Genomic DNA, 25,408 nt, shown 5'->3' with positions numbered 1-25,408 from the left:
CCGTCGAAGGAGTCCGTCAGAATGCCCGAAGTCCTCAGCGCCCCCCTGGTCGTCGAATTCCCCTTCACCCGCTCCCTCGGCCCCGTCCAGAGCGCCTTCCTCACCGGCCTGCGCGAGCGCGTCGTCCTCGGCGTGCGGACCACCGACGGACGCACCCTCGTGCCCCCCGTCGAGTACGACCCGGTCACCGCCGAGGAGATCCGCGACCTGGTGCAGGTGGCGCCCACCGGCACGGTCACCACCTGGGCGTGGAACCACGAGCCGCGCCGCGGCCAGCCCCTCGACACCCCCTTCGCCTGGGTCCTGGTCCGGCTCGACGGCGCCGACACGGCCCTGCTGCACGCCCTCGCCGCCCCCGGCCCCGACGCCGTCCGCACCGGCATGCGGGTGCGCGTCCGCTGGGCCGGCGAACGCACCGGCGCCATCACCGACATCGCCTGCTTCGAGCCGTACGACGGCGAACCGGCCGAACCGGCCGAACCGGCCGAACCGTCCGGCCACGCCGGGGCATTCGAGAACCCGCTGACCGGCATCGTCGCCCCGGCCCGCCTCGACTACACCTACTCGCCCGGCCGCGCCCAGACCGCGTACATCCACGCCCTCTCCGCGCGGCGCACCGTCGGCGAACGCTGCCCCGCCTGCCGCAAGGTCTACGTCCCGCCGAGGGGTGCGTGCCCCACCTGTGGTGTGGCCACCGTGGAACAGGTCGAAGTAGGTCCCCGCGGCACGGTCACCACCTTCTGCATCGTCAACATCAAGGCCAAGAACCTCGACATCGAAGTGCCGTACGTCTACGCCCACATCGCACTCGACGGCGCCGACCTCGCCCTGCACGCCCGGATCGGCGGCATCCCCTACGACCGGGTCCGCATGGGGCTGCGCGTGGAGCCGGTGTGGACCGAGGGCGCCCGCTACCCCGACCACTACCGGCCCACCGGTGAGCCCGACGCCGACTACGACACCTACAAGGAGCTGCTGTGACCCGGGAGATCGCGGTCGTCGCCTTCGCACAGACCGACCACCGCCGCACCAGCGACGAGCTCTCCGAGGTCGAGATGCTCATGCCGGTGCTGCACGAGGTCCTCGCCCGGACCGGCCTGAGGACCGCCGACATCGGTTTCACCTGCTCCGGCTCCAGCGACTACCTCGCCGGCCGCGCCTTCTCCTTCACCCTCGCCCTCGACGGCGTGGGCGCCTGGCCGCCGATCTCCGAGTCGCACGTCGAGATGGACGGCGCCTGGGCGCTGTACGAGGCCTGGACCAAGCTGCTCACCGGCGACGCCGACACCGCGCTCGTCTACTCCTACGGCAAGTGCTCACCGGGCTCGGTGCGGGACGTGCTGACCCGCCAGCTCGACCCGTACTACCTGGCCCCCCTGTGGCCCGACGCCGTGGCCCTCGCCGCCCTCCAGGCCCAGGCCCTCATCGACGCCGGGGACACCGACGAGCCCGCCCTCGCCGCCGTCGGCGCCCGCAACCGGGCCGACGCGGAGGCCAACCCGCACGCCCAGCTCAAGGGCGGCACACCGCACGGCGACTACGTCGTACGCCCGTTGCGCACCGGCGACTGCCCGCCCGTCTCCGACGGCGCCGCCGCCGTGATCCTCGCGGCCGGGGACCGGGCCCGGGAACTGTGCGCGCGGCCCGCCTGGATCCGGGGCATCGACCACCGCACCGAGGCCCACGCACTCGGCGTCCGCGACCTCACCGACTCGCCCTCCGCCCGGCTCGCCGCCGAGAAGGCAGGCGCTTTCGAACGGCCGGTCGACACCGCCGAGTTGCACGCGCCGTTCACCGCCCAGGAGGTCGTACTGCGCAAGGCGCTCCGCCTCGGCGACGGCGTGCGCGTCAACCCCTCCGGCGGGGCACTGGCCGCCAACCCGGTCATGGCCGCAGGCCTCATCCGCATCGGCGAGGCCGCCGCCCGCATCCACCGCGGCGCGTCCGACCGCGCCCTCGCCCACGCCACCTCCGGCCCCTGCCTGCAGCAGAACCTGGTCGCCGTCCTCGAAGGGGATCCCCGATGAGCAAGGAGCCCGTGGCCGTCGTAGGCGTCGGCCAGACCAAGCACGTGGCCGCCCGCCGGGACGTGTCGATCGCCGGACTCGTCCGCGAGGCGGCCCGAAGGGCCCTGGAGGACGCCGAGCTGACCTGGGCCGACATCGACGCCGTCGTCATCGGCAAGGCGCCCGACTTCTTCGAGGGCGTGATGATGCCCGAGCTGTACCTCGCCGACGCCCTCGGCGCCGTCGGCAAGCCCATGCTCCGGGTGCACACGGCGGGCTCCGTCGGCGGGTCGACGGCGCTGGTGGCCGCGAACCTGGTCGCCGCCCGCGTCCACGGAACCGTCCTCACCCTCGCCTTCGAAAAACAGTCCGAGTCGAACGCGATGTGGGGCCTGTCCCTGCCCATCCCCTTCCAACAGCCCCTGCTCGCGGGCGCGGGCGGCTTCTTCGCCCCGCACGTGCGCGCGTACATGCGACGCAGCGGCGCCCCCGACACCGTAGGCTCCCTCGTCGCCTACAAGGACCGGCGCAACGCCCTGAAGAACCCTTGGGCCCACCTCCACGAGCACGACATCACCCTGGAGAAGGTCCAGGCCTCACCCATGCTGTGGGACCCCATCCGCTACTCCGAGACCTGCCCGTCCTCCGACGGCGCCTGCGCCATGGTCCTCACCGACCGCGCCGGAGCCGCCCGCGCACCCAGGCCGCCCGCCTGGATGCTCGGCGGCGCCATGCGCAGCGAACCGACCCTGTTCGCCGGCAAGGACTTCGTCTCCCCCCAGGCCGGGAAGGACTGCGCCGCCGACGTCTACCGGCAGGCCGGCATCGCCGACCCGCGCCGGGACATCGACGCCGTCGAGATGTACGTGCCGTTCTCCTGGTACGAGCCCATGTGGCTGGAGAACCTCGGCTTCGCCGAGGAGGGCGAGGGCTGGAAGCTCACCGAGTCCGGGGTCACCGAGCTCGACGGCGACCTGCCCGTCAACATGTCGGGCGGTGTGCTGTCCAGCAACCCCATCGGCGCCTCCGGGATGATCCGCTTCGCCGAGGCCGCCCTCCAGGTGCGCGGCCGGGCCGGGGAACACCAGGTGGACGGCGCCCGCAGGGTGCTCGGGCACGCCTACGGCGGCGGCTCGCAGTTCTTCTCCATGTGGCTCGTGGGGTCCGAACCCCCCGACTCCTGACCGTCGTACGAAAGTCCTCCTCACATGGCCTGTCGGCCGTCCCGAGGGGTCGCTAGGCTGAGCCGCGGACGACGAACCGGGAGGAGCACGGACGTGGCCGAGACCACCACCCAGCAGCAGCCGCTCACGGGCTGGCGCAAGCCGGAGTTGGACCTCAGCAGGGCCGAGTGGCAGTCCAGCAGCCGAGGCCTGGGCGATGTCCAGATCGCCTTCGTCGAAGGGTTCATCGCGATGCGCAACAGCGACCGCCCGGAGAGCCCCTCCCTGATCTTCACCCCCGCCGAATGGGGCGCGTTCGTCTCCGGGGCCCGCGAGGGCGAGTTCGACCTCACCTGAGGAAGCGCGCACCACGAGCCGAACCGGGGGAGTTCCGACCGGATTTCCGGACACGCGACCAGCAGCGCCCTGCCGGGGCCGACGCCTGAGCGAGGCTGGCCCCAGCAAGGCGGAGGTCGCCGTTTTCGGAGGTGAGGAAGTATGAGCACAGCACCGGTCATCGTCGCGGTCGAGGGCTCCGAGGACAGCCTGCGCGCCCTGGAGTGGGCCCTGGAAGCCGCCCGCCGCCGCGCGGCACCCCTCAGAGTGGTGCACGTCCGTCAGTACGCCGCCTGGGGCCAGGCCGATGTGCTGGTCGCCGGGCCGCCCGAGACCGGGGGCGACCCGGTGCTCGACGAGGTCCGCGCCCGGCTCGGGGACGGCAATGGGGAACCGGCCGTGGAGTACGTCGCCCAGGAGGGCGTCCCGGGTGCCGTCCTGCCACAACTCGGGATGGGCGCACAGCTGTTGGTGCTCGGCTCGCGGGGCCGTGGCGGTTTCGCCGGACTGCTGCTGGGCTCCAACGGCCTCGCCGCCGCCCGCGACGCCGAGTGCCCGGTGGTCGTCGTACCCCGGCCGGACCGCGAGGTGCACGCAGAGCCGCCGGCCGAGCCCGGACCCCGGGTGGTCGTCGGCCTGCACGTCGACAGTCCCGACGAGGCCGTTCTCACCCTGGCCTTCGCCGAGGCGGCCCTGCGCGGCGCCCGGGTGCAGGTGATCGCCGCCTACCCGTGGCCGCCGCAGACCTGGACCGCCCCGGGCCAGCCGGTGCCGCCCCTGGTCGACCAGGCCGCCGTGGAGAACGAGACCCGCACCCTCGCCGAGGGCTTCCTCGCCCCGCACCGCAAACGGCACCCCGAGGTCCGCGCGGACACCCGGGCGCTGCCCGGCGGCGCGGCCGGCCACCTCGTCGCCGCCTCCAGGGACGCCGACCTGGTGGTCGTCGGCCGGCACCGGCGGCGGCTGCTCGCGCCCGCCCGCATGATGGGCTCGGTCACCCAGGCCGTGCTGCTGCACGCGGCGTGCCCGATCGCGGTGGTACCGCCCGCACCACCGGAGGACTGACCGGCGCGGCTCCGACCCCACCGCCCGTACCGCACGGCCGAGTCCACTTAGCAGAGCACGGACGGCCCCGCAATCCCTCCGCCGCCGACCGGCACGGAGACGGCTGTGGGGCCCGGCGCCATGGTGCCGCCACGCGCGCGAACCTACGGTTCCGCCACGCCCGGTGCGCGAGGTGGCGCCCGTACGCCCCAGCGGCCGGGACACGCGTGTCCACCCAAGGAGCCGCCATGCCCCTCGCCCGGTCCAGAACAGCCGCCACCGCGCCGTCCCCCTCTCGATGGCGCCGCCTCCTGGCCGTCGTCGCCGTCGTCCTCGGTACCGCGCTCGCCGGTCCCGCACCCGCGGCGCACGCCTCCGTCACGCTCACCGAGGTGCCCGGATTCGGGTCCAACCCCGGCGCCCTCACCATGTACGTGTACCGGCCCGCCACCCTGCCGGCACACCCGCCGGTGGTCGTGGCCCTGCACGGATGCACCCAGAGCGCCCAGGTCTACGCCGACAACTCCGGCCTCCCCGAGCTCGCCGACCGCGACGGCTTCCTGCTGGTGTTCGCCGAGACCACCACGGCCAACAACCCGAGCCGGTGCTTCAACTGGTTCCAGACCACCGACAACCGGCGCGACCAGGGCGAGGCCCTGTCCGTCCGGCAGATGGTGAGCCGGGCCGTGACCGCCTACGGTGCCGATCCCGGGCGGGTCTACGTCACCGGCCTGTCCGCGGGCGGCGCGATGACCGCGGTCATGCTCGCCACCTACCCCGACGTCTTCTCCGCGGGCGCGGTCGTCGCCGGCCTGCCCTACGACTGCACCAAGGACAACAGCCCCTACACGTGCATGAATCCCGGCGTCGACCTCTCCCCGGACGCCTGGGCCCAGCGGGTGCGCGACGCCCATCCCTCCTACCAGGGACCCTGGCCGCGCACCGCCGTCTGGTACGGCGACCAGGACACCACCGTCGTCCCGCGCAACGCCACGGAGCTGCGCGACCAGTGGACGGCGCTGCACGGCCTGTCCCAGACCCCCACCCGCACCACGACCATCGGACCCGACGCCACACAGCACGACGAGTACCTGGCCGCCGACGGCACGGTCGCCGTCGAGGTCGACCGGGTCCCCGGCATCGGCCACGGCACCCCCGTCGACCCGGGCACCGGCACCACGCAGTGCGGCAGCACCGGGGCCCCCTACTTCCCGGACTCGATCTGCTCCGGCTACTGGATCGCCCGCTTCTTCGGCCTGGACGACTCCGACCCGGGCGGTGGTGACGGCGGCGGGGGCGGAGGCACCGCCGCCTGCTGGACGGCGAGCAACTACGCCCAGGTGCAGGCGGGACGTGCCACCACCAGCGGCGGCGTCACCTACGCCAAGGGCTCCGGCCAGAACATGGGCCTGTACAACACCTTCGTCACCCACACCCTGAAGGAGTCACCCACGGGCTACTACACCATTGCCGACAACGGCTGCCCCTGACAGCGGGTCGAACCTGCTCGGTCATGGTGGCCGACGACGCCGTGGCGGCCGCCTTCATGGCGGCCGCACACATGTCCGGCGTGCCTACTCCGCCCCTAGCCTCCAGCGCGTCCACCCAGAGCCGGAGGAACCCGTATGCCCACCACACCGCCCGGACGGCCCGCCCGCCGAGCCGTTCTCCACGCACTGTCGCTCACCGCGGCCTGCCTGCTCCTGACCACACCGGCCGCGGCGGCGCCCACCGGCACACCGGACGGCCACTGCGCCGGCCGCGCCCAGCTGCGGGTGCCGGGCGCCGCCCGCCAGCAGGCCGACTGCCTCGACGAGCTGACCACCGCCGGCACCGTGGCCTCCGGCCACACCGACCCGGCCGACTACGCCGGTCTCACCCCGAAGGACCTGCCCACGCCCAGCGGCGTCCCGGGCATCCAGATCGACGGCTACTTCCCGGACACCTCCACCACGAACACGAACCACGGCTGGAACCACGACTCCCAGTTCGTCGTCCGCCTGCCCGACCACTGGAACGGCGGCCTCGTGGTGGCCGGAACGCCCGGCAACCGCGAGCAGTACGCCAACGACAAGGCCATCGCCGACTGGGTCCTCGCCCGCGGCTACGCCTACGCCGCCACCGACAAGGGCAACACCGGCACCGCCTTCCACCGCGACGGCCGACGGCCCGGCGACGCGATCGCCGAATGGAACACCCGCCTCACCCAGCTCACCCGCGCGGCCCGCGCCGTCGTCGCCCAGCGCTATCACCGGCCCCCGGCCCGCACCCTCGCCACCGGCCTGTCCAACGGCGGCTACCTGGTCCGCTGGCAGCTCGAGAACCACCCCGAGCTGTACGACGGCGGAGTGGACTGGGAGGGCACCCTGTGGCGCGCCGACGGACCCAACCTGTTCACCTTCCTGCCGCAGGCCCTGCGCCACTACCCCGCGTACGCCGCCGGCGGCCCCGGAGCAGCCGAGGCCGAGTCCGCCCTGCACCGGGCGGGCTTCCCGGCCGGCTCCGAGTTCCTGTGGCCGTACCACTACCAGGTCTACTGGGACCTCACCCAGCGCATCTACCGCGAGGAGGTCGACCCCGCCTACGACGGCGCCACCGAGGCCGGCACCCCGTACTGCGCCTCCGGCACCCCCGGCTGCGACGCCGACTACGACTACGCATCCCGGCCCGCCGCCGTCCACCGCGCGGTCGGCCGGATCGCCCTGACCGGACGCATCGGCAAACCGCTGATCACCCTCCAGGGCACCCTCGACACGCTGCTGCCGATCAGCCGGGACTCCGACGTCTACGCCCGGATGGTCCACGCGGCCGGACGCGGTGCCCTGTTGCGCTACTACCGCATCCAGGACGGCACCCACACCGACTCCCTGGTCGACGTCTTCCCCGACCGGCTCCGCCCGATGGTGCCCTGCCACCGCGCGGCCTTCACGGCACTGGAACGCTGGCTCGCCGGTGACGGCCGTCCGCCCGCCGACCACACCGTCGCCCGCCCCGCCGACGCCGACCGGGCGACGCTGCTCACCAGCTGCCCACTGGGATAGACGAGCTCCCGGCGCCCGCAGGTCACCCACCGGAGCCCGGGCACGTACCATGGCCGCATGTCGTTCCTCCGCCGCCGCAGCGCCACCCCCGCCGGGCCCGACTTCGACGTGCTGGCCATGGACCCGGGCGACTGGCCGGGCAACCTCGGCGCGGGCCTGCTGCCCGCCCCCGACGGCACCTGCCAGGGTGTCTTCCTGCGCTACGACCTCTTCGGCGGCCGCGGCCCCGCCATGATCATCGGCAATCTGCCGGAGGGCTCCCCGGCCCGCGACGTCGCCGAGGGGGAGATCCCCTTCGAGGTGGGCCAGCTGCTGCTGGCGCTGGAGAACGACGAGGAGGTCACCGTCGTCGGCGTCGAGGACACCCCGGTGCTCCAGGGCGACAACCTGCTCATCGTGCGGCGGCTGAAGCTGTCCGAATCGAGGATCAGCTGTGTGCAGTTCGACCGCAGCGACGGCGTCCTCGTCACCATCGCGGCCTGGGACCGCCCCATCACGGACGACCTGTACGCCCTGCTGAAGCCGCTCCCGGCGGAGCTTTTCCAGCAGGGCTGAGGCCACGTCCCGGCGTCAGTCGGCCGAGCCCTCCAGGGTCACGTCCGCGGCGCGGACGAAGGCGACCCGGTGGCCGTACTGGATCTCGTAGTACAGGTCCTTGCCCACCACGACCCGGTGCGAGTCGGTGGTGAAGGTGACCGCGTAGTAGTACTCGCCCGGCACCTCGTCACCGACCACGTACGCCTGCCCGGCCGGGATCGTGTACGGCAGCGGCACCACCGACTGCGCAGGGACGTCCGCCGGGTACGCCTCCTTCTCCGGGTAGGCACGGCCGTACACCGGGACGCTCGCCAGACCGTCCCGCGGCGTGATCACCGCTCCCCGGGCGGGCACCGCCGTCGGCTGCTTGCGCGGGTTCTCGAACCACGCCTTCTGCCCCAGGTACCAGATGGCCGTCCAGTCGCCCCAGCGGTCGGCGACCGCGTACTGCTGACCGGTGGAGACCCGCGAGGACAGGTCGTTCACATCGGTCGTCGGGGCCGTCTTCAGACCGATGTCCTTGACCAGCGGCGCGTCCACGTCATGGTCCGTGTACAGCCGCACCTCGCTGGAGCCGTGCACCGTGCAGGGCTCGCCCTTGGTGGTGCAGCCCGTGTACACGGGCTGGTTCGCAGCGTAGTCCGGCAGGATCGTCACCAGCCCGGACCGCTTGCCCGCCGTCTTCCTGAAGGGGTGGCCGAGCAGCTGGAAGTAGTGCCGCCAGTCCCAGTACGGGCCCGGGTCCGTGTGCATGCCGGGAATGGTCGAGGTGGTCGGCCCGGGCACGTTGTCGTGGCCCAGGATGTGCTGCCGGTCCAGCGGGATGTCGTACTGCGCGGCCAGGTAGCGCACCAGCCGCGCCGACGCCCGGTACATCGCCTCCGTGTACCAGGCGTCCGGGGCGGCGAGGAAACCTTCGTGCTCGATGCCGACGGACCGGGCGTTGATGTCCCAGTTGCCCGCGTGCCAGGCCACGTCCTTCGCCTTGACGTGCTGGGCGATCAGCCCGTCGGTGGAACGGATCGTGTAGTTCCACGACACATAGGTCGGATCCTGGATCAGGTTGAGCACCCCGTCCCAGGCGCCCTCCGTGTCATGGATGACGATGTACTTGATGCGCTGCGACACCGGGCGGTCGCCGAGGTCGTGGTTGCCGTAGTCGTCGTTGCCGAACTGCGCGTACGGCGCCCAGACCGCCTCGCAGGACACCGACCGCGGGCACTCCACGCCGTCGGCGGGGAGCGTGCGCAGCCCGGCCCGCTCCAGCTGGGCGGTGTCCGCGGTCAGCCGCGGCTGGGCCGCCAGGGCGACCAGCTGGCCGTCGTCCGTGACGCGTTCCTCGCCGCTGCGCAGCACGTCGTACACGTCGTCGGCGTAGGCAGCCGCGGTCGCCGAGTCGTCGGCGCCGGAGAAACGTGCCACCGCGCCGTACCACTCCGCCGGGTCGGCGCTCGGCGGCTCGCCCAACTGCTTCTGCGCGGCGGCGAGCAGGGCGGCGCCGCCGGCCACGTTCGCCGCCGGGTCGGTGCGCAGCCGCTCGGCCGGGACACCGGTCAGCTCCGCCGCCTTCGGCAGGGTCCTCAGCCGGGCCGGGAGAGCGGACTCGGCAGGCACCTCGACGTCCGGGCGCACGGCGGCGCGGGCGCTGTCTCCTCGGGCGTCCTCCGTGCCCTCGGCGTAGTGCTCGGTGGTGGCGATCGCCGTACGGGCGTCGGTGAGGTGCATCGGGCCGTAGCCGCCGCTCACGCTGGGCGCGCCGGCGTGCCGGTCCCAGCGGGACTGGAGGTAGGAGACGGCCAGCAGCACGCTCTGGGGCACGTGGTAGTCGGCGGCCGCGGTGGCGAACGCCTCTTGCAGCCGGCCGGCGGAGGAGTCCGCGGCCCCGTGGGCGGGTGCCGCGCCGAGCAGCGGCACGAGCAGGGCCACGGAGGCCAGCGGGCCGGCGGCCCGCCGGAGATGTCTGTGGCCGGGCGTGGACGTGGGGTCGGTGGCGGAACCTCGCAATGCGGCCTCCTGTGACGCGCGGGCGTGGCGGGGCGTACGGCGCCGAGCTGGGTCAGTGGTACCGGCTGGCCGACGATCCGTCAATAATGCCGTCAGGGCGGCGATTTCCCATGTCACGGAGGGTTTTCGGCGAGTTTCGCGACGGCGGTGCGCGGGCCTGCGGGGCGTCACTGGCATACACCAGTGACCGGACCGGGCGCGGACGCAGGAAGGTCCGCGGTGCGCCGCCGCTCTGGCGCACCGCGGACCTCCCCTCCCTCAGCGGGTGCCGACCGCCGCGCGGACGGCCTTGCGGGCCATCTGGCAGTCGTCGTGCAGCCGCCGGAGCAGCAGCCGCTGTTCCTCGCCGCACGGCGCGGCACCCGGGTGGGCCGCACCCTGAGCCGACGGGACCGGATCGTGCATCGAACGCTGCACGGCCGTCTCGTACGTCCGGATCTCCCGGGTGAGCAGCAGCATCAGGTTCACCAGGAAGGCGTCCCGGGAGGCCGGGCCCGCCGACTGGGCGATCTGACTGATCTGCCGCCGGGCCACCGGTGCGTCCCCGAGCACCAGCCACAGCGTCGCCAGGTCGTAGCCCGGCAGGTACCAGCCCGCGTGCTCCCAGTCCACCAGCACTGGACCGGCCGGTGAGAGCAGGATGTTCGACAGCAGGGCATCGCCGTGGTTGAACTGCAGCAGGCCGTGCCGCCCCACCTCATGGGCGATGCCGTGCAGCAGTTTCTGCAGGTCGCCGAGGTCCCGGTCGGTGAGCAGGCCCAGCTCGTGGTACCGGGACATCCGGGCGCCGTAGTCGAGCGGCATGTCGAAGGTGCCCGCCGGCGGCCGCCAGGCGTTCACCCGGCAGATCGAACCGAGCGCCGCCCGGACGTCCGCGCGGGGCGGCACCTCCGCCGGATGCCGTTGGAACGCCAGCACCCGGCCCGGCATCCGTTCGATGACCAGGGTGCAGTTGTCCGGATCCGCCGCGATCAGCCGGGGAACACGGACCGGAGGCCGGTTCCGGACGAACGAGCGGTATACGGCTATTTCGTGGCGGATCCGGTCGGCCCAGGCGGGCGAGTGGTCCAGGAGACACTTCGCCACGGCCGTGTTGCGCCCTGTCGTCCCGACGAGCAGGACGGACCGTCCGCTGCGCCGCAGTACCTGCACCGGAGCGAACTCCGGGCAGATGCGGTGCACCGAGGCGATCGCGGAGCGCAACTGCGCGCCCTGGGGGCCGGACAGGTCGAGTCTCCCGCTGAGTGGTTGGGGACCGACCTGGCCCGGGATCCGCCGGGGCCGGCCCATGCCCAGCACGGGCCCGCCCGGACGCGCCGCCGGGTCGAGGTACGGCCCGCCGCCCGCCGGGCGGGGGCGCAGCGGCCGGGTCGGGGCGGACACGGAGGACGATGCTGCGTACATGGGAGAGACAGATCCCTTCGTGTGCCTGCGGTGCCTGCCGAATTCCTCACGCGCAACCCGTCCCGGTCGCCCGGGCACACCCTGGGGAGAGTGCCCGTCGGCTCGGTCGACGCCGAGCGGCGACCGGGTCGGGGTGGCGCTTTCCTACCTGACACCCGACGACCCGTGGCACACCATCTGGCGGACCCTGGCGAACCGTGGCGAATAGTCGCCCGGCAACCTTCACGGGTCTACTGTCAACTCAGCCGAGAACCTGGGGGCTTGACGTGAGTGGACAACCCAACACCCGCCTTGCGGACCTGTTCGGCCTGGCCGGCTGGTCCAAGGGCGAACTCGCGAGGCTGGTCAACAAGCAGGCGGCGGCCATGGGCCACCTCCAGCTGGCGACCGACACCTCCCGGGTGCGTCGGTGGATCGACATGGGAGAGATCCCGCGCGATCCCGTACCGCGGGTGCTGGCGGCTCTGTTCACCGAGCGTCTCGGTCGTGTCGTGACCATGGAGGACCTCGGTCTGGTACGGCACGGGCGTGCGGGGAAACGGCAGGGCGACGGGATCGAGGAACATCCCGACGGAGTGCCGTGGGCGCCCGAACGGACCGCCGCGGTCCTCACCGAATTCACGGGAATGGACCTCATGCTCAACCGACGCGGCTTGGTGGGCGCGGGTGCCGCGCTCGCCGCGGGATCCACACTCAGCAGCGCCATGTACGACTGGTTGCACACCGACCCCACCCTGAAGGCCGACGCCCCTGTCCTCGACGATCCCCTGCACGCCGACCCCGCTGGGTTCGACCGCTATGAGGCCGCCCCCATCGGATCGCAGGAGATCGAGGAACTGGAGCGCTCGGTCGAGGTGTTCCGCGCCTGGGACGCGGCCCGTGGCGGCGGGCTGCAGCGCAAGGCGGTCGTGGGACAGCTCAACGAGGTGGGCGGCATGCTCGCCTATCACCATCCACCCCATCTCCAGCGGCGCCTGTGGGGCGTCGCCGCCAACCTGGCCGTCCTCGCGGGCTGGATGTCGCACGACGTCGGCCTGGAGCCCACGGCGCAGAAGTACTTCGTCATCGCCGCCCACGCCGCCCGTGAGGGCGGGGACCGGCCGCGCGCCGGGGAGGCGCTGTCCCGGGCGGCCCGCCAGATGGTGCACCTCGGCCGGCCCGACGACGCGCTGGACCTGATGAAGCTCGCCCAGTCCGGCGCCGGTGACCGCCTGCAGCCGCGCACGAAGGCGATGTTCCACACCATCGAGGCCTGGGCGCAGGCGTCGATGGGCAAGGGCCAGGCGATGCGCCGCACCCTCGGCCAGGCGGAGGACATGTTCGTCGCCGACCGGGGTGAGGCCGAGCCGCTGGACTGGATGCAGACCTTCAAGGACGAGGACCTGTACGGCATGCAGGCGCTCGCCTACCGCACCCTGGCGGAGTTCGACCCGAGCGCGGCCACGCACGCCCAGTACTACGCGGAGAAGGCTCTCTCCCTGCGCGTCGACGGGCGGGAGCGGTCGAAGATCTTCGACCATCTGTCCATGGCGTCGGCCTGCTTCATCGCCGACGACCCCGAACAGGCGAACCGCTACGCACGCCTGGCGCTGATGTCGATGGGGTCGAACTCCTCCCGTCGCACCTGGGACCGGCTGCGCGAGATGTACCGGCTGACCGCGGAGTACGCGGGCTACCCGAAGATCCACGAACTGCGGGAGGAGATCAGGCTCGCTCTGCCCAGGCCCAGGGGCAAGAGCGACAGCGCCCGGGCCTAGGGGCCTGTGCGCCGCGTCCGTCCCGTCCGGTCAGCTCACGCGGTGACCCGGGCGACGAGGACGCACGCCTCGTCCGCGCGCTCGGTCGCGCCGAACTCCTCGACCACCGTCCGCACACCGTCCTGCGCGGTGCGCGCCGCGCCGAACCGTGGGGCGAGGTCGAGCAGCCGGTCCACGGCCGCGGTCCCGGTGTGCCCGGGCACCAGCCCCTCGGTGTGCAGCAGGAGCAGGTCGCCCGGTTCCAGCGTCACTTCGGCCTGTCCGTAGACGGCGCCCGAGGTGGCGCCGAGCAGGACGCCGTCCGGTGCGGTCAGCACGCACCCCGTCCCGTCGCGGTACAGCAGCGGGGCGGGGTGCCCGGCCCGCGCCCAGACCAGGGTGCGGGTCTCGGGCCGGTAGCGGCAGCACACGGCGCTGCCGAGGGCGGGCTGCACGGTGGCGTCGAGCAACTGGTTGAGCATGGCGAGCAGCGGGCCGGGGTGCGCGCCGGCCATCGCCATGCCGCGTACGGCACCGAGCAGCGTCGCCATGCCGGAGGCGACGGAGACTCCCTGTCCGGTGAGGTCGCCGACGCTGAGCAGCGTCTCGCCGTCGGACAGCTCCAGGGCGTCGTACCAGCCGCCGCCGATCAGCGTGGCGGTGGCGGCCGGCAGATGGTGGGTGGCGAGGTCGAGGGCGCGGGGTCCCTGGCGCGGGAGCCGCAGGGAGCCACGCCACGGCGGCAGCACGGCCTCCTGGAGCTCGACCGCGATCCGCTGCTCGGTCCGCTCCTCCCGCCGGTGGCGCTGCAGCGAGTCATGGGTCTCGCGCACCGTCCGCCGGTGCCGGCGCAGCTCGCTGACGTCCCGCAGCACGGCCCACATCGAGGCCGTGCCACCGTCGGCGCCGAGCACCGGTTCGCCCATCATGTGCACGGTCCGGACGGTGGCGTCGGGCCGTACGACGCGGAACTCGCCGTCGATCGGCTTGCCGTCGACCAGGCAGTCCGTCACCATCGCGGTCAGCTTCGGACGGTCCTCGTCCAGCACCAGTGAGGGCAGTTCGTCCAGGGTGAGGGCGGGTTCGGACGGGTCGCGGCCGAGGATCTGGTACAGCTCGCCGGACCAGGTCGCCTCGTCCGTGAGGAGGTGCCACTCCGCGCTGCCGACGCGGCTGAGCAGCGAGCCACTCGCGGTGCCCGCCGGGGGCTGCTCGGGGGCGGCGGGCGGTTCGGCGGGCTCGGGCTCCGGGCCGTCCCGCAGCTGAGCCAAGTGGGCGTCGAGATCGTCCAGTTGGTGCATTGCCAGGTCGTACAGGGCGCGCTGCCAGCGCTCCTCGGGGTCCGCTCCGTCGCTCCGCGCGTCCCGCCGTACGGCGTCCACCTCGCCCTTGAGTCGCCGCGTCTGCGTGATCAACGCCTCGACCGAGCCGGGTCCGGGTGGGTGGGCGGCTGAGCGGTCCGCGGAGACCGGTGACGGCATGACGCACTCCGAGGGGGGACGGTACGGCCAAGAGGGACGGGGGACCGTTACGACTGTGGCACAGCCCGCGACGCCCCGTAAGGGATTTGGCACCACACGATACGGTGGTGCTTCCGGCATATGCCAGAGTCTTCCGGGAGGGTTCCTGAGGTACGGATGACGTACGCGCCTGGGTGTCCAAGTCGTAGGAAGCCTACGGGAGTTGCCGCGCACGGACGGCCTCGGTGACGCAGGCAAGCGTGTGTTCGACGCTCTGGTGTTCGCTCGTGTCGCCGACGGCCTGTACCTATCGAACTCTGACCGGATTTGGCGGCATGCGGAAGGCCTCCACGGACTCCATTAGGGCATGGACACCATCGAACAGCCCGCCCACGCCCGGCTCGTCACCGCCGAGGACCGGGAACTCCCGGTGTCGGCCACGCTGCGCTACACCGCCGACGACCCGCTGGCCGTCTTCGTGGACTTCCCGGCCGAGGCCGCCCTGGACGGCGAGGAGGTCACCTGGACCTTCGCGCGCACCCTGCTCGACCAGGGGCTGCGCGCCCCGGCCGGACACGGGGACGTCCAGATCTGGCCCTGCGGAGGGGCCCGGACGGTCCTGGAGTTCCACTCGCCCCACGGCCTCGCCCTGCTGCAGTTCCAGGCCTCGACGCTGCGCCGCTTCCTGGTGCGCACCTACGAGGTGGTCGCACCCGGGCAGGAGGACGTCGCCGGGGTGGTGGAGCGGGGCCTGAGCGCCCTGTTCGGCGGGGTGTGAGCGCCGGTCCACGGCCCTCGCGGGCGGCCGGGCCGCGACTTCGACCTTTGTTCACCTCTGCCTCACCGCACCGGTATGGACCCTGACGATCGCCGCGGGCACCCTGGCGCGCGGTGTGCCGCAGGGGCACCGAAGGCGACGAGGACGAGGCGAATGACACCGATCAGCCGAAGAGGCTTCGTGGGGCTCGGCGCATCCGTGGCGGCCGAGGTGGCGCTGGGCACCGGGACGCTCCCCCAGAGCTCGAATGCGCTCGCTCGGGGAGGTACCCCCATCACGGCGGCTGCCGCGACCACGGCGACCGGCACGATCAAGGACGTACAGCACGTCGTGATCCTCATGCAGGAGAACCGCAGCTTCGACCACTACTTCGGGCGCCTGAAGGGCGTGCGCGGCTTCGACGACCGCAGCGGCATCACCCTCAGCGGCGGCCACCCGGTCTTCAGCCAGCCGAACGGGACGGGCCGCCAGTACCCGTGGAAGCTCAGCGCGACCCCGTCCGCCGGCGGCAAGGACGGCGAGACCCTGGCCCAGTGCAGCGGCGACCTGCCCCACTCCTGGTCCTCGCAGCACTCCGCCTGGAACAAGGGCCGGATGGACAACTGGGTCGCGGGCGTCGGCAACGTCCGCTCGCTCGGCTACCTGGACCGCTCCGACATCCCCTTCCACTACGCGCTCGCGGACAACTACACGATCTGCGACGCCTACTTCTGCTCCACGCTCAGCGCCACCGGTCCCAACCGCACCTACCTGTGGAGCGGCAAGGTCGACTCCGCCTCCTACGACGGCGGCGACGAGTCCGGACTGACCTGGCAGAACTACGCCGAGGCGCTGCAGACCGCAGGAGTGACCTGGAAGGTCTACCAGAACGCGGCCGACAACTACGGGGACAACGGCTGCGCCTACTTCAAGAACTTCACGAACGCCAGGGCGGGCGACCCGCTGTACGACCGCGGCATGGCCTCGGTGCCGAGGGTGACCGGCTCCACCCCCGACGACATCGCCGCCGCCATCAAGGCCGACGTCCTCGCGGGTACCCTCCCGCAGGTCTCCTGGGTCGTCCCCAACCAGGCCTTCTCCGAACACCCTTACGCCCCGCCCGGCGACGGCGCCCACTTCGTCAGCCTCGTCTACCAGGCCCTCGCGGCCGACCAGGACGTCTTCGACTCGACCGTGCTGTTCCTCAACTACGACGAGAACGACGGCTTCTTCGACCATGTGCCCCCGCCGGCGCCGCCCGCCGGAACCGCCGGGGAGTTCCTCAACGGGGTGCCGTACGGTTTCGGCTTCCGCGTGCCCATGATCGTCGTCTCGCCCTGGACGCGCGGCGGCTGGGTCTCCTCGGAGGTCTTCGAGCACACCTCCGTGCTGCGCTTCCTGGAGACCTGGACGACGGCGATCGGCAAGCCCGCCAAGTGCCCCGGCATCAGCGACTGGCGGCGCAAGGTGAGCGGCGACCTCACCGGCGTCTTCGACTTCGCCACCCCCGTCCACGGCCCCGTGTCCCTGCCCGCGACCGGCGTCATCGGCCTGGGCACCTGCGGCCCGCTGCCCAACCCGGTGCCGACGGACAACACCCTGCCCGCCCAGGAGCCCGGCACGCGTCCGGCCCGCGCGCTGCCGTACCAGCCGGACGGCCGTCTGGACCACCTGGAGTTCGGTGCCGCGGGCAAGGTCCTCGCCTGGTTCACCATGACCAACCAGGGCGGCCCGGCCTCCCGCGCGGCCCACTTCTCGATCCACCCGGGCGCCTACCGGGACACCACGCCCTGGCAGTACACGATCGATCCGGGCGGCACCGCCTCCGACTCCTTCAACATCGGTACGGGCTTCGGCGCGGGCAAGTACGACTTCACCATGGTCGGCCCCAACCGCTTCCTGCGCCGCTTCCAGGGCGACGCGACCAAGGCGGGCAAGTCGGCGGAGGTCCGCACCCGGTACGCGGTCGAGCCGGGCACCGGCAAGCTCGCGATCTACTTCAAGATGACCAACTCCGGTACGTCATCGGTGAAGTTCACCATCACCTCCCAGCACTACCGCGGCGACGGTCCCTGGCGCTACACCGTCGCCGCGGGCGCCTCGACGGAGGACTTCTTCAACGCCGTCGCCTACCAGAACGGCTGGTACGACTTCGCGGTGACCGTCGACTCCGACACGACCTGGTCGCGCCGGTTCACCGGGCACCTGGAGACGGGTGCCGCGAGCGTCAGCGGCTGACCCCGGCGTACAGGTCCGGGCGCGCGGCGAGATCGACGGCCACCCGGCCGCCGCTCTCCAGCGCCCGGACCCCCGCCTCGGCGACGACCGACGCCGCGTAGCCGTCCCAGACGCTCGCACCGGTGACCTCGCCGCGCCGGGTGGCGTCGACCCAGGCCTGCACCTCACGGTCGTAGGCGTCGGCGAAGCGGACGAGGTAGTCCTGCGCCACCTCCTCGCGGGCGCTGCCCGCGGTGGTGACCACCATGGTGTGCCCGTCGCCGATCCGGGCGCTGCCCCGCTCGCACACCGCCTCGCAGCGCACCTCGTAGCCGAAGCCGCAGTTGACGAAGACCTCGACGTCCACCAGGGCGCCGCGCTCGGTCTCGAACAGCACGAACTGCGGATCGGTCAGCCCCTCGGGGGCACCCGCGGACGACGCGGGCCGCAGCACGGCCACCGCCGTCAGTTCCTGCCCGAGCAGCCAGCGGGCCGCGTCGATCTCGTGCGAGACCGAGCTGTTGATCAGCATGGCGCTGGTGAAGTGGCCGGGGGAGGAGACGTTGCGGTGGGTGCAGTGCAGCATCAGCGGCCGGCCGAGGCTGCCGCCGTCCAGCAGGGCCTTCAGCCGCCGGTACTCGGCGTCGTAGCGGCGCATGAAGCCGATCTGCGCCAGCCGGCGGCCCAGGCGCGCCTCCGCCTCCACGACCCGCAGGGCGCCTTCGGAGTCCGGCACCATGGGCTTCTCGCACAGCACCGGCAGCCCACGGGCGAAGGCGGCGAGCAGCGCCTCCTCGTGCGCGGGGCCGGGGGAGGCGATCAGGACGGCGTCGACGCCGGGCGCGGCGAGCGCCGCCGCCGGATCCGTGTGCACCGTGATCCCGGCGAGGCCGGCCGCGGCGTCCCTCGCCCGGTCGGCATCGGGGTCGGCCACGGCCGCGACCCTGGCGCCGCTGACCACTTGGTCGAGCCGCCGTATATGGTCGGCCCCCATGTGGCCTGCGCCCAGTACCGCCACACCCAGCAGGTCACCCATGTGTGCGCTCCCTCTCGCCGGCGATCACGGCCGTAGCGTACGCCGACGAGAGAGCGCTTCCTCAGGGTGCCCCCGCGGGGCCCGGGTCGCGCCGCAGCGGGCCTCAGTAGCGCAGGACCCCCGCGATGCCGTTCGCGTCGTCCAGGGTGCCGTCGGGCACGAAGCGGACCTCGGCACCGGTCTCCAGGCACTGCTCGACGATCTCGTCCACGATGTCGTCGCGGGCATCCAGGTCACCGGGCTCGGCCGGCAGCAGATGCTCGCCGAGGTCCCGGACGCTCACCCGGAAGTTCTCCTCGACGGCGAGCAGCCGGACCCGGCCCTCCCGGGCGCTCTGCCACAGCTCGTCGAGGCCGGCCGCGTAGGTGCGGTGGCCGCGGGCCGAGGTCAGCTCCCGGACCACGGCCGAGGCGTCCTTGCGGGCCTCCGCCTCCAGCACCGGTCGCAGCGCCTGCCACACCGCCTCCGGGCCGGCCTGCGCGAGGCCTCCGTGCGGGACGTGGACGGCGGCCTTGGCGACGCTGCCGACCTCGTCGAGCAGGGAGAGCGCCGCCTGATCGCCGGTGACGTACAGCGGCCGTGGCTGCTCGCGCAGGACCGTGCTCATGGCGGTGTCCGCCTCGCGCAGGAACTGCCGGGTGCCCTCGTCGCTGAAGGTGCTCGGCATGCCGCCCGTGCGCATCTGGCGCTCGGGGTCGAAGTTCGGGCGGCTGCGGACGAGCGGGAATCCGCCGGCGCGGTCCTCGACGACCCGGTCGTGGCCGCCGCTCCACAGCGTGACGCGGTCGGCGGAGAGGGTCAGCACCCAGTACGGGCGCTCGGCGGCCTGCGCGGAGACGAGGTTCCGGGTGAGGAAGGTGTCCGACAGCACCACCCGTTCGGGGACGGTGCGGGCCAGGGACCACACCTGGTGCTCGCCCGGAGCGGCGAAGATCACCAGGCCGTCCTCGGTATGCGCCAGGTCCACCTCCGACAGCGCCCGGTCGAGCTGCGCCACGACGTCGTTGCGCCGTTCCCGGGTGACGGACGGATCGGCCTCCAGGCGCCTGCGGGCCTCGGTGACCACATTGCGCAGCCGGACGGGGTCCTGGCCGTTCCCCGGTTCTCGGCGGTGCGTCGGGGTCAGCACGGACACCGCCGGATACGGGCGCGGGCGCCGCAGTTCGGCAAGGGTCGCGGGACTCAGTGCGTGCTCCATGACAGAACGATAGGTCCGATTCACACGTACGGCATTCGGGGTAATCCGGACCGGAGGGCGCTGCGGGCTCCGCCGTGCACACCGGTGACGCGGTGCCCGGCGTACGGCTACCCTACCGGCCAGTAACCGAATCGCAGCGCACCCCAGGAGGCCTCCATGCCACAGCTCGACGTCGACGGAGCGGTCCTGACGTACGACGACGAGGGTCCCCGTGACGCACGGGAGGCGCCCCTGGTGTTCGTCCACGGCTGGACCGCCGACCGGCACCGCTGGGACCACCAGCTCGCGCACTTCTCCGTGAGACGCCGGGTGGTCCGGCTGGACCTGCGCGGGCACGGCGAGAGCACGGGCGCCGGGGTGCGCACCATCGCGGAGCTGGCGCAGGACGTCCTGGCCCTCCTCGATCACCTCGAGGTGGAGCGGTGTGTGCTCGTCGGCCACTCCATGGGCGGGATGATCGCGCAGACCATCGCGCTGTCCCACCCCGAACGGGTGGAGCGCATGGTGCTGGTGGGCTCCATCGGACGGATGGCCTACAGCCGCGGCCGGGGCCTGCTGATGGCGGCGTCCACGCTGGTGCCGTACAAGCTGTTCGTGGCCGCGAACATCCAGCGGGCCTTCGCGCCCGGGTACCCCCGTGAGGAGATCCGCGCGCACATCCGTGCCTCCGCCGCCACCCCGCGCGCGGTGGTGATGACGCTGTACGGCGCCATGCGGGCCTTCGACGTCCTGGACCGGGCCGGTGAGATCCGTACGCCCACCCTGATGGTGCACGGCTACCACGACGTCCAACTGCCGGTGGGGCAGATGCTCCGGATGGCCAGCGCCTACCCGGACGCGGTCGTGCGCATCCTCGACGCGGGCCATGAGCTGCCGCTGGAGAAGCCGGCCGAGCTGACCGCCGCGCTGGACGGCTTCGTGTCCGAAAAGCATTGACCCGTTCGGCGCTTGGTGAAGTTTTTGCTCGTGGCCGGTTCCTGGCGGCTCCGGCCCGACGGCATGCGCTTCGCGCGATTTCGCGCAAGCAAAACGAGGCCGAAATCGTGGGGGAGGCGTGTCGGCCGTGTTGCGGTCGCGTTGACTGCCTCGGGCAACTGGCGGAGGCTGGCCGTATAGGTGCTAGATACAACGGTTTGCCGGCCGGTTCGCTGTCACTTGGGAAACCCCAGGTGAGCGCCCGAGTCGGCGGCGAGCCGGAGGCAGGAGGTAGCGCATGTGCGGCATCACCGGATGGGTCTCCTTCGACCGCGATCTGACCACCGAGGCCACCACGTTGCATGCGATGACCGAGACGATGGCCTGCCGCGGCCCGGACGACCGCGGCACCTGGGCCGCGGGACCGGCCGCCCTGGGCCACCGCCGGCTCGCGATCATCGACCTCCCCGGCGGTCGGCAGCCGATGTCCCTGGACACGCCCGGCGGAACCGTTGCCATGGTGTACTCCGGGGAGGCCTACAACTTCACCGAGCTGCGCCGGGAACTCGAGGACCGCGGTCACCGTTTCACCACCGACTCCGACACCGAGGTCGTCCTGCACGGCTACCTCGAATGGGGTGACGCCGTCGCAGAACGGCTCAACGGGATGTACGCGTTCGCCGTGTGGGACGGCCGCCACGACAAGCTCGTGATGATCCGCGACCGTATGGGCATCAAGCCGTTCTACTACCACCCGACCCCCGACGGCGTGCTGTTCGGCTCGGAGCCCAAGGCGATCCTCGCCAATCCGCTGGCCCGCCCCCGGGTCACGCTCGACGGCCTGCGTGAACTGTTCGTCATGATCAAGACGCCCGGACACGCGATCTGGGACGGCATGCGCGAGGTGGAGCCGGGCACGGTCGTCACCGTGGACCGCTCGGGCCTGTCCACCCGCGTCTACTGGCGACTTCGCACCCGTCCGCACACCGACGACCGCGACACCACCGTCGCGACCGTGCGTTCGCTGCTCGACGACATCGTCCGCCGCCAGCTGGTCGCCGACGTCCCGCGCTGCACCCTGCTCTCCGGCGGCCTCGACTCCTCCGCGATGACCGCCCTCGCCGCCCGGCAGCTCGGCGAACAGGGCGAACGGGTGCGCAGCTTCGCCGTCGACTTCGTCGGCCAGACCGACAACTTCGTCGCCGACGAGCTGCGCGGCACCCCCGACACGCCCTTCGTGCACGACGTGGCCCGGCTCGCGGGCACCGACCACCAGGACATCGTGCTCGATCCGGACTCCCTCGCCGACCCCGCCGTGCGCGAGCTGGTGATCCGCGCCCGCGACCTGCCGGCCGGCTTCGGCGACATGGACGCCTCGCTGCTGCTGTTGTTCCGCGCCGTCCGCGAGAAGTCCACGGTGGCCCTGTCCGGCGAGTCCGCCGACGAGGTCTTCGGCGGCTATCTGCAGTTCTTCGACGAGGAGGCCCGCCGCGCCGACACCTTCCCCTGGCTCGTCAGTATGAGCCGGCACATGGGCGACGACGCGGAGGTGCTGCGCGCCGACCTGGGCAAGACCCTGGACCTGGAGGGTTACGTCGCGGACGGCTACCGTACCGCCGTCGCAGCCGTCGACCGGCTGGACGGCGAGAGCGACTTCGAGTACCGGATGCGGCAGATCAGCCACATGCATCTGACCCGCTTCGTCCGAGCCCTGCTCGACCGCAAGGACCGGATGAGCATGGCCGTCGGCCTGGAGGTCCGGGTGCCGTTCTGCGACCACCGGCTGGTCGAGTACGTCTACAACGCCCCCTGGGCGCTGAAGTCCTTCGACGGCCGGGAGAAGAGCCTGCTGCGGGAGGCGGCGGCGGACGTCCTGCCGCGCTCGGTGTACGACCGGGTCAAGAGCCCCTACCCGTCCACCCAGGACCCGCAGTACGCCCGCGCCCTGCAGAAGCAGGTCAAGGAGCTCCTCTCCCAGCCCTCCCACCAGGTCTTCGACCTCGTCGACCGCGACCGGCTCCGCCGGGCCGCCGAGCGCGAGGCGCCGATCAGCAGCCAGGCGGCCCGGCGCGGCCTGGAGCGCACCCTCGACCTCGCGCGGTGGCTGGAGGTCTACACGCCCGAGGTGGTGCTCAGCTGAGGCCGATGCCCCGGTCGGCGGCCGCCGCCGAGGGCTGCCACCACGTCGTCACCGGCTCCCACACCAGGACCTTCCTCCCGGTGCCGAGGTGCGCGGCGGTGAACGAGCGGCCCCCGTGCGCCGCCGACGCGGCCACGGTGACGGTGCCCACCCGGCGGGCCTCGGGGTCCGCCGGGTCGCCGATGGTGCGGACGTCCGCGTAGGCGGTGCCGCCCGCGGCGAGCCGGTACGTGCCCCTGCCGTCCCGCGGTGTCGGCAGCGCGATCCCGTCCAGGTTCCCGAAGGTCACCGTGGGCACGCGGTCGACGAGGCAGGCGCGGCCGCTTCGGTTGGTGACGTCGGTCCGCAGCACGGTCGGGTCGCCCGGCACGGCCCGTGCGTGCACCGTCAGCGCCTTCTCGGCGCAGCGGGCGGGCCGGGCGGGGCCGGCGGCGGCCTGGCCCGGCGTCGCGCTCGTCAGCAGCGTGAGCGCGGCGGCGGCCGAAGCGGTGGATACGGCGATGGCGGAGCGGATGCGCATGGCGGTCCCCAGTCGTGGTCAGGTACGGGGTCACGGCGGCCGAGGCACGCCTGCCCGGTGTGACGGCGGGGATGCGCGGAAGGTTGTTCCGGTTCGGTGTCTGTCACCCGGTTGCGGACTTCCTGTCACCGGTCGGCGGAGTAGGTGACGGCGCTCCACTCCCTGCCGTCGGCCGGGCAGGAGCTGCCGTTCGGCGGCAGGGAGCCGTACAGGAGGAAGTCGTCGATCCTGCGGTGCACGCAGGCGGAGGAGCCGTACCCGGTGTGGCCGTCGCCCTTGTTGTCGAGGACCACGGCCGACGGCCCGAGCCGCTTCGCCGTCTCCTCGGTCCACCGGTACGGCGTCGCCGGGTCGCCGCGGGTGCCCACGAGCAGCATCTTCGCCGAGGGGACGTCCTTGACCCGGTCACGGATGAAGTCGGTGCCCCTGGGGCGGCCGTAGCACATGAGCATCTGGTTGAGCCGGTAGCGGCCGAAGACCGGGGAGGCCTGGTCGTACGCGGCCCGCAGGTCCTCGAGGTCCTTGGTGAGCCGGGCCGCGCTCGGCCGGTCGGGGTCGTCCGCGCAGTTGATCGCCATCAGCGCGGCGGGCAGGTTGTCCGCGGGGACGTTCTGCGGATCGACCAGGCCGGCGTTCTGCGGGTGCCGGTCCTGGTCCCGGCCGCTGCGCACGGGGAGGCCGATGCCGCTCGTGGTGAAGTTCTGCACGCCCCGGGTGTCGCCGTCCTGGACCAGCGAGGCCAGGGCGCGCTCCAGCGACGGCCACAGATCCTTGCTGTACAGGGCCTGGCCGATGGCGCCCACCAGGTCCTGCCCGGACAGGAAGCCGCCGAAGTCGGAGGGCACCGGGTTCTCGTCGAGCGAGTGCACCAGCTGCACGATCTGACTTCCGGCCGCACGCCGGTCCTGACCGAACGGACACGCGACGTCCGTCGTACACCAGTCCAGGAAGTCGTCCAGTGCGGTCTGCTGTCCCTCGGCGCCCGCGATCCCCTGCTCGGACAGCGGCTCGGTCAGGGTGTCCACGCCGTCGAGGACCAGCCGGCCGACCTGGTGCGGGAACTGCGCCGCGTACACCGCGCCGAGCCGCGTCCCGTAGGAGAAGCCGAGGTAGTTGAGCTTTTTGTCGCCGAGCGCCTGGCGGATGACGTCCAGGTCGCGGGAGGCGTCCACGGTGCCGATGTGCGGCAGCACCGGGCCCGAGTTGCGGGCGCACTCCTCGGCGGCCCGCCGCAGCTGCTCGAGCATCGCCTGCGGGTGGGCGAGGTCGGCGCTCTGTGCCTTCGCCTGGGCGTCGTCGCCGCTCTCGCCGCAGCTGACGGGGGAGGAGCGGCCGACCCCGCGGGGGTCGAAGCCGACCACGTCGTAGCCGTTGGTCAGGTCCATGAACTGCCTGCCGTCGGTGGCCAGTTCGCTGATGCCCGAGCCGCCCGGGCCGCCGAAGTTCAGCAGTACCGAGCCCTCGGACTTCCCGGTGGCGCGGTAGCGGGCCAGCGCCAGGTCGAGCGTGCCGGCGCGCGGCCGGGCGTAGTCGAGCGGGACGGTGACCTTCCCGCACTGCAGGTCCTTCGGCATGTCCGGGCCCGGGCAGGCACCCCATGTCAGCTTCTGCCGGTAGAACCGGGTGAGGTCGGGCTGCGCCCCGTCGGCCGCAGCCGCGGGCAGGCCGGCCCCGAGCAGCACCAGGGCGAGGACTCCGGCACCCGCGCAGCGCCGCACAGCGGGCCGTGTGGACAGGTTGGCCAGCATCGATAGCCTCCTGGGGCGCTCGTCGCGGACCGGGGACAGCGCTCTCCGATCACCATAAGCGGGCCCCGGACGGGCCGCCTCCGGGCGAGCAGGACCGCGCCCGGTGCCGTACTCTTCGCTCCTCTTGACGATCATTGGACCGCTTT

General features: G+C 72.6%; 20 protein-coding genes. 13 read left to right on the top strand and 7 right to left on the bottom strand.

Annotated elements, in window-relative coordinates; translation table 11 throughout:
- Window positions 1-21 precede the first annotated feature (21 nt).
- From ACIHEJ_RS04265 to ACIHEJ_RS04230, 8 genes are all read left to right on the top strand, one after another.
- On the top strand, window positions 22-981 hold the full coding sequence (locus ACIHEJ_RS04265) for a Zn-ribbon domain-containing OB-fold protein (RefSeq protein ID WP_400132066.1): 960 nt from the start codon (window positions 22-24) through the stop codon (window positions 979-981).
- Window positions 978-2,027: a thiolase domain-containing protein gene (locus tag ACIHEJ_RS04260; protein ID WP_400132064.1), complete on the top strand. Its 1,050-nt coding sequence runs from the start codon at window positions 978-980 to the stop codon at window positions 2,025-2,027. The genes ACIHEJ_RS04265 and ACIHEJ_RS04260 overlap by 4 nt, the downstream gene beginning before the upstream one ends.
- On the top strand, window positions 2,024-3,190 hold the full coding sequence (locus ACIHEJ_RS04255) for a thiolase domain-containing protein (RefSeq protein ID WP_400132062.1): 1,167 nt from the start codon (window positions 2,024-2,026) through the stop codon (window positions 3,188-3,190). Before ACIHEJ_RS04260 ends, ACIHEJ_RS04255 begins: the two co-directional genes overlap by 4 nt.
- A 93-nt stretch (window positions 3,191-3,283) precedes the next feature.
- Window positions 3,284-3,526 carry a DUF397 domain-containing protein gene (locus tag ACIHEJ_RS04250; protein WP_400132060.1) on the top strand — a complete coding sequence of 81 codons (243 nt, stop codon included), beginning with the start codon at window positions 3,284-3,286 and terminating at the stop codon, window positions 3,524-3,526.
- A gap of 141 nt (window positions 3,527-3,667) precedes the next feature.
- Window positions 3,668-4,570 (top strand): universal stress protein, encoded by a 903-nt coding sequence (locus tag ACIHEJ_RS04245; protein WP_400132058.1) that lies wholly within the window; start codon window positions 3,668-3,670, stop codon window positions 4,568-4,570.
- 227 nt (window positions 4,571-4,797) lie between these two features.
- Window positions 4,798-6,039 carry an alpha/beta hydrolase family esterase gene (locus ACIHEJ_RS04240; protein WP_400132056.1) on the top strand — a complete coding sequence of 414 codons (1,242 nt, stop codon included), beginning with the start codon at window positions 4,798-4,800 and terminating at the stop codon, window positions 6,037-6,039.
- Window positions 6,040-6,174: 135 nt separating this feature from the next.
- Window positions 6,175-7,590, top strand: a complete 1,416-nt coding sequence (locus ACIHEJ_RS04235; protein ID WP_400132054.1) for a 3-hydroxybutyrate oligomer hydrolase family protein — start codon at window positions 6,175-6,177, stop codon at window positions 7,588-7,590.
- A gap of 57 nt (window positions 7,591-7,647) precedes the next feature.
- On the top strand, window positions 7,648-8,145 hold the full coding sequence (locus tag ACIHEJ_RS04230) for a hypothetical protein (RefSeq protein WP_014670824.1): 498 nt from the start codon (window positions 7,648-7,650) through the stop codon (window positions 8,143-8,145).
- Between the two features lie 15 nt (window positions 8,146-8,160).
- On the opposite strand, the gene ACIHEJ_RS04225 is transcribed toward ACIHEJ_RS04230, so the two are convergent.
- Together ACIHEJ_RS04225 and ACIHEJ_RS04220 are read right to left on the bottom strand one after the other, a co-directional pair.
- Window positions 8,161-10,131, bottom strand: a complete 1,971-nt coding sequence (locus tag ACIHEJ_RS04225) for an N-acetylmuramoyl-L-alanine amidase (protein WP_400132052.1) — start codon at window positions 10,129-10,131, stop codon at window positions 8,161-8,163.
- Window positions 10,132-10,389: 258 nt separating this feature from the next.
- Window positions 10,390-11,535, bottom strand: coding sequence for an aminoglycoside phosphotransferase family protein (locus tag ACIHEJ_RS04220; RefSeq protein WP_400132050.1), 1,146 nt, complete (start codon window positions 11,533-11,535; stop codon window positions 10,390-10,392).
- Between the two features lie 266 nt (window positions 11,536-11,801).
- Between ACIHEJ_RS04220 and ACIHEJ_RS04215 the strand changes: the two genes are divergently transcribed.
- The gene (locus tag ACIHEJ_RS04215; RefSeq protein WP_400132048.1) at window positions 11,802-13,292 is read left to right on the top strand and encodes a hypothetical protein; all 1,491 of its coding nucleotides are present in this window, start codon (window positions 11,802-11,804) and stop codon (window positions 13,290-13,292) included.
- Window positions 13,293-13,327: 35 nt separating this feature from the next.
- Here the strand turns inward: ACIHEJ_RS04215 and ACIHEJ_RS04210 are convergent, their stop codons facing one another.
- Entirely contained in the window at window positions 13,328-14,752 is a 1,425-nt protein-coding gene (locus tag ACIHEJ_RS04210) for a PP2C family protein-serine/threonine phosphatase (protein WP_400132046.1), read from the bottom strand.
- Between the two features lie 346 nt (window positions 14,753-15,098).
- Between ACIHEJ_RS04210 and ACIHEJ_RS04205 the strand changes: the two genes are divergently transcribed.
- Together ACIHEJ_RS04205 and ACIHEJ_RS04200 are read left to right on the top strand one after the other, a co-directional pair.
- Window positions 15,099-15,509 (top strand): SsgA family sporulation/cell division regulator, encoded by a 411-nt coding sequence (locus ACIHEJ_RS04205; protein ID WP_400132044.1) that lies wholly within the window; start codon window positions 15,099-15,101, stop codon window positions 15,507-15,509.
- 153 nt (window positions 15,510-15,662) lie between these two features.
- Window positions 15,663-17,726 carry a phosphocholine-specific phospholipase C gene (locus tag ACIHEJ_RS04200; RefSeq protein WP_400132042.1) on the top strand — a complete coding sequence of 688 codons (2,064 nt, stop codon included), beginning with the start codon at window positions 15,663-15,665 and terminating at the stop codon, window positions 17,724-17,726.
- Here the strand turns inward: ACIHEJ_RS04200 and ACIHEJ_RS04195 are convergent.
- Both ACIHEJ_RS04195 and ACIHEJ_RS04190 read right to left on the bottom strand, forming a co-directional pair.
- A complete protein-coding gene (locus tag ACIHEJ_RS04195; RefSeq protein WP_400132040.1) occupies window positions 17,716-18,741 on the bottom strand; it encodes a Gfo/Idh/MocA family protein in 1,026 nt (341 codons plus the stop codon). The genes ACIHEJ_RS04200 and ACIHEJ_RS04195 overlap by 11 nt on opposite strands.
- Before the next feature lie 103 nt (window positions 18,742-18,844).
- Complete coding sequence (locus ACIHEJ_RS04190; RefSeq protein ID WP_400132038.1) at window positions 18,845-19,939, bottom strand: chemotaxis protein; 1,095 nt, start codon at window positions 19,937-19,939, stop codon at window positions 18,845-18,847.
- A 156-nt stretch (window positions 19,940-20,095) separates the two neighbouring features.
- Here ACIHEJ_RS04190 and ACIHEJ_RS04185 point away from each other — a divergent pair, with 156 nt between their 5' ends.
- Window positions 20,096-20,875 carry an alpha/beta hydrolase gene (locus ACIHEJ_RS04185; RefSeq protein WP_400132036.1) on the top strand — a complete coding sequence of 260 codons (780 nt, stop codon included), beginning with the start codon at window positions 20,096-20,098 and terminating at the stop codon, window positions 20,873-20,875.
- Window positions 20,876-21,152: 277 nt separating this feature from the next.
- A complete protein-coding gene (gene asnB, locus ACIHEJ_RS04180) occupies window positions 21,153-22,994 on the top strand; it encodes an asparagine synthase (glutamine-hydrolyzing) (protein ID WP_400132034.1) in 1,842 nt (613 codons plus the stop codon).
- Here asnB and ACIHEJ_RS04175 read toward each other — a convergent pair.
- On the bottom strand, window positions 22,987-23,514 hold the full coding sequence (locus ACIHEJ_RS04175) for a DUF4232 domain-containing protein (protein ID WP_400132032.1): 528 nt from the start codon (window positions 23,512-23,514) through the stop codon (window positions 22,987-22,989). The two genes, asnB and ACIHEJ_RS04175, sit on opposite strands and share 8 nt — an antisense overlap.
- 125 nt (window positions 23,515-23,639) lie before the next feature.
- Window positions 23,640-25,262, bottom strand: coding sequence for an alpha/beta hydrolase (locus ACIHEJ_RS04170; RefSeq protein ID WP_400132030.1), 1,623 nt, complete (start codon window positions 25,260-25,262; stop codon window positions 23,640-23,642).
- Between the last annotated feature and the right edge of the window lie 146 nt (window positions 25,263-25,408).

Origin of the sequence: Streptomyces sp. NPDC052301, from assembly GCF_044593395.1 — a bacterium.
In the GTDB taxonomy this organism is placed as follows: Bacteria; Actinomycetota; Actinomycetes; order Streptomycetales; family Streptomycetaceae; genus Streptomyces.
The sequence above is the reverse complement of the archived record's forward strand: the minus strand, read 5'-3'. Positions and strand labels throughout refer to the sequence as shown.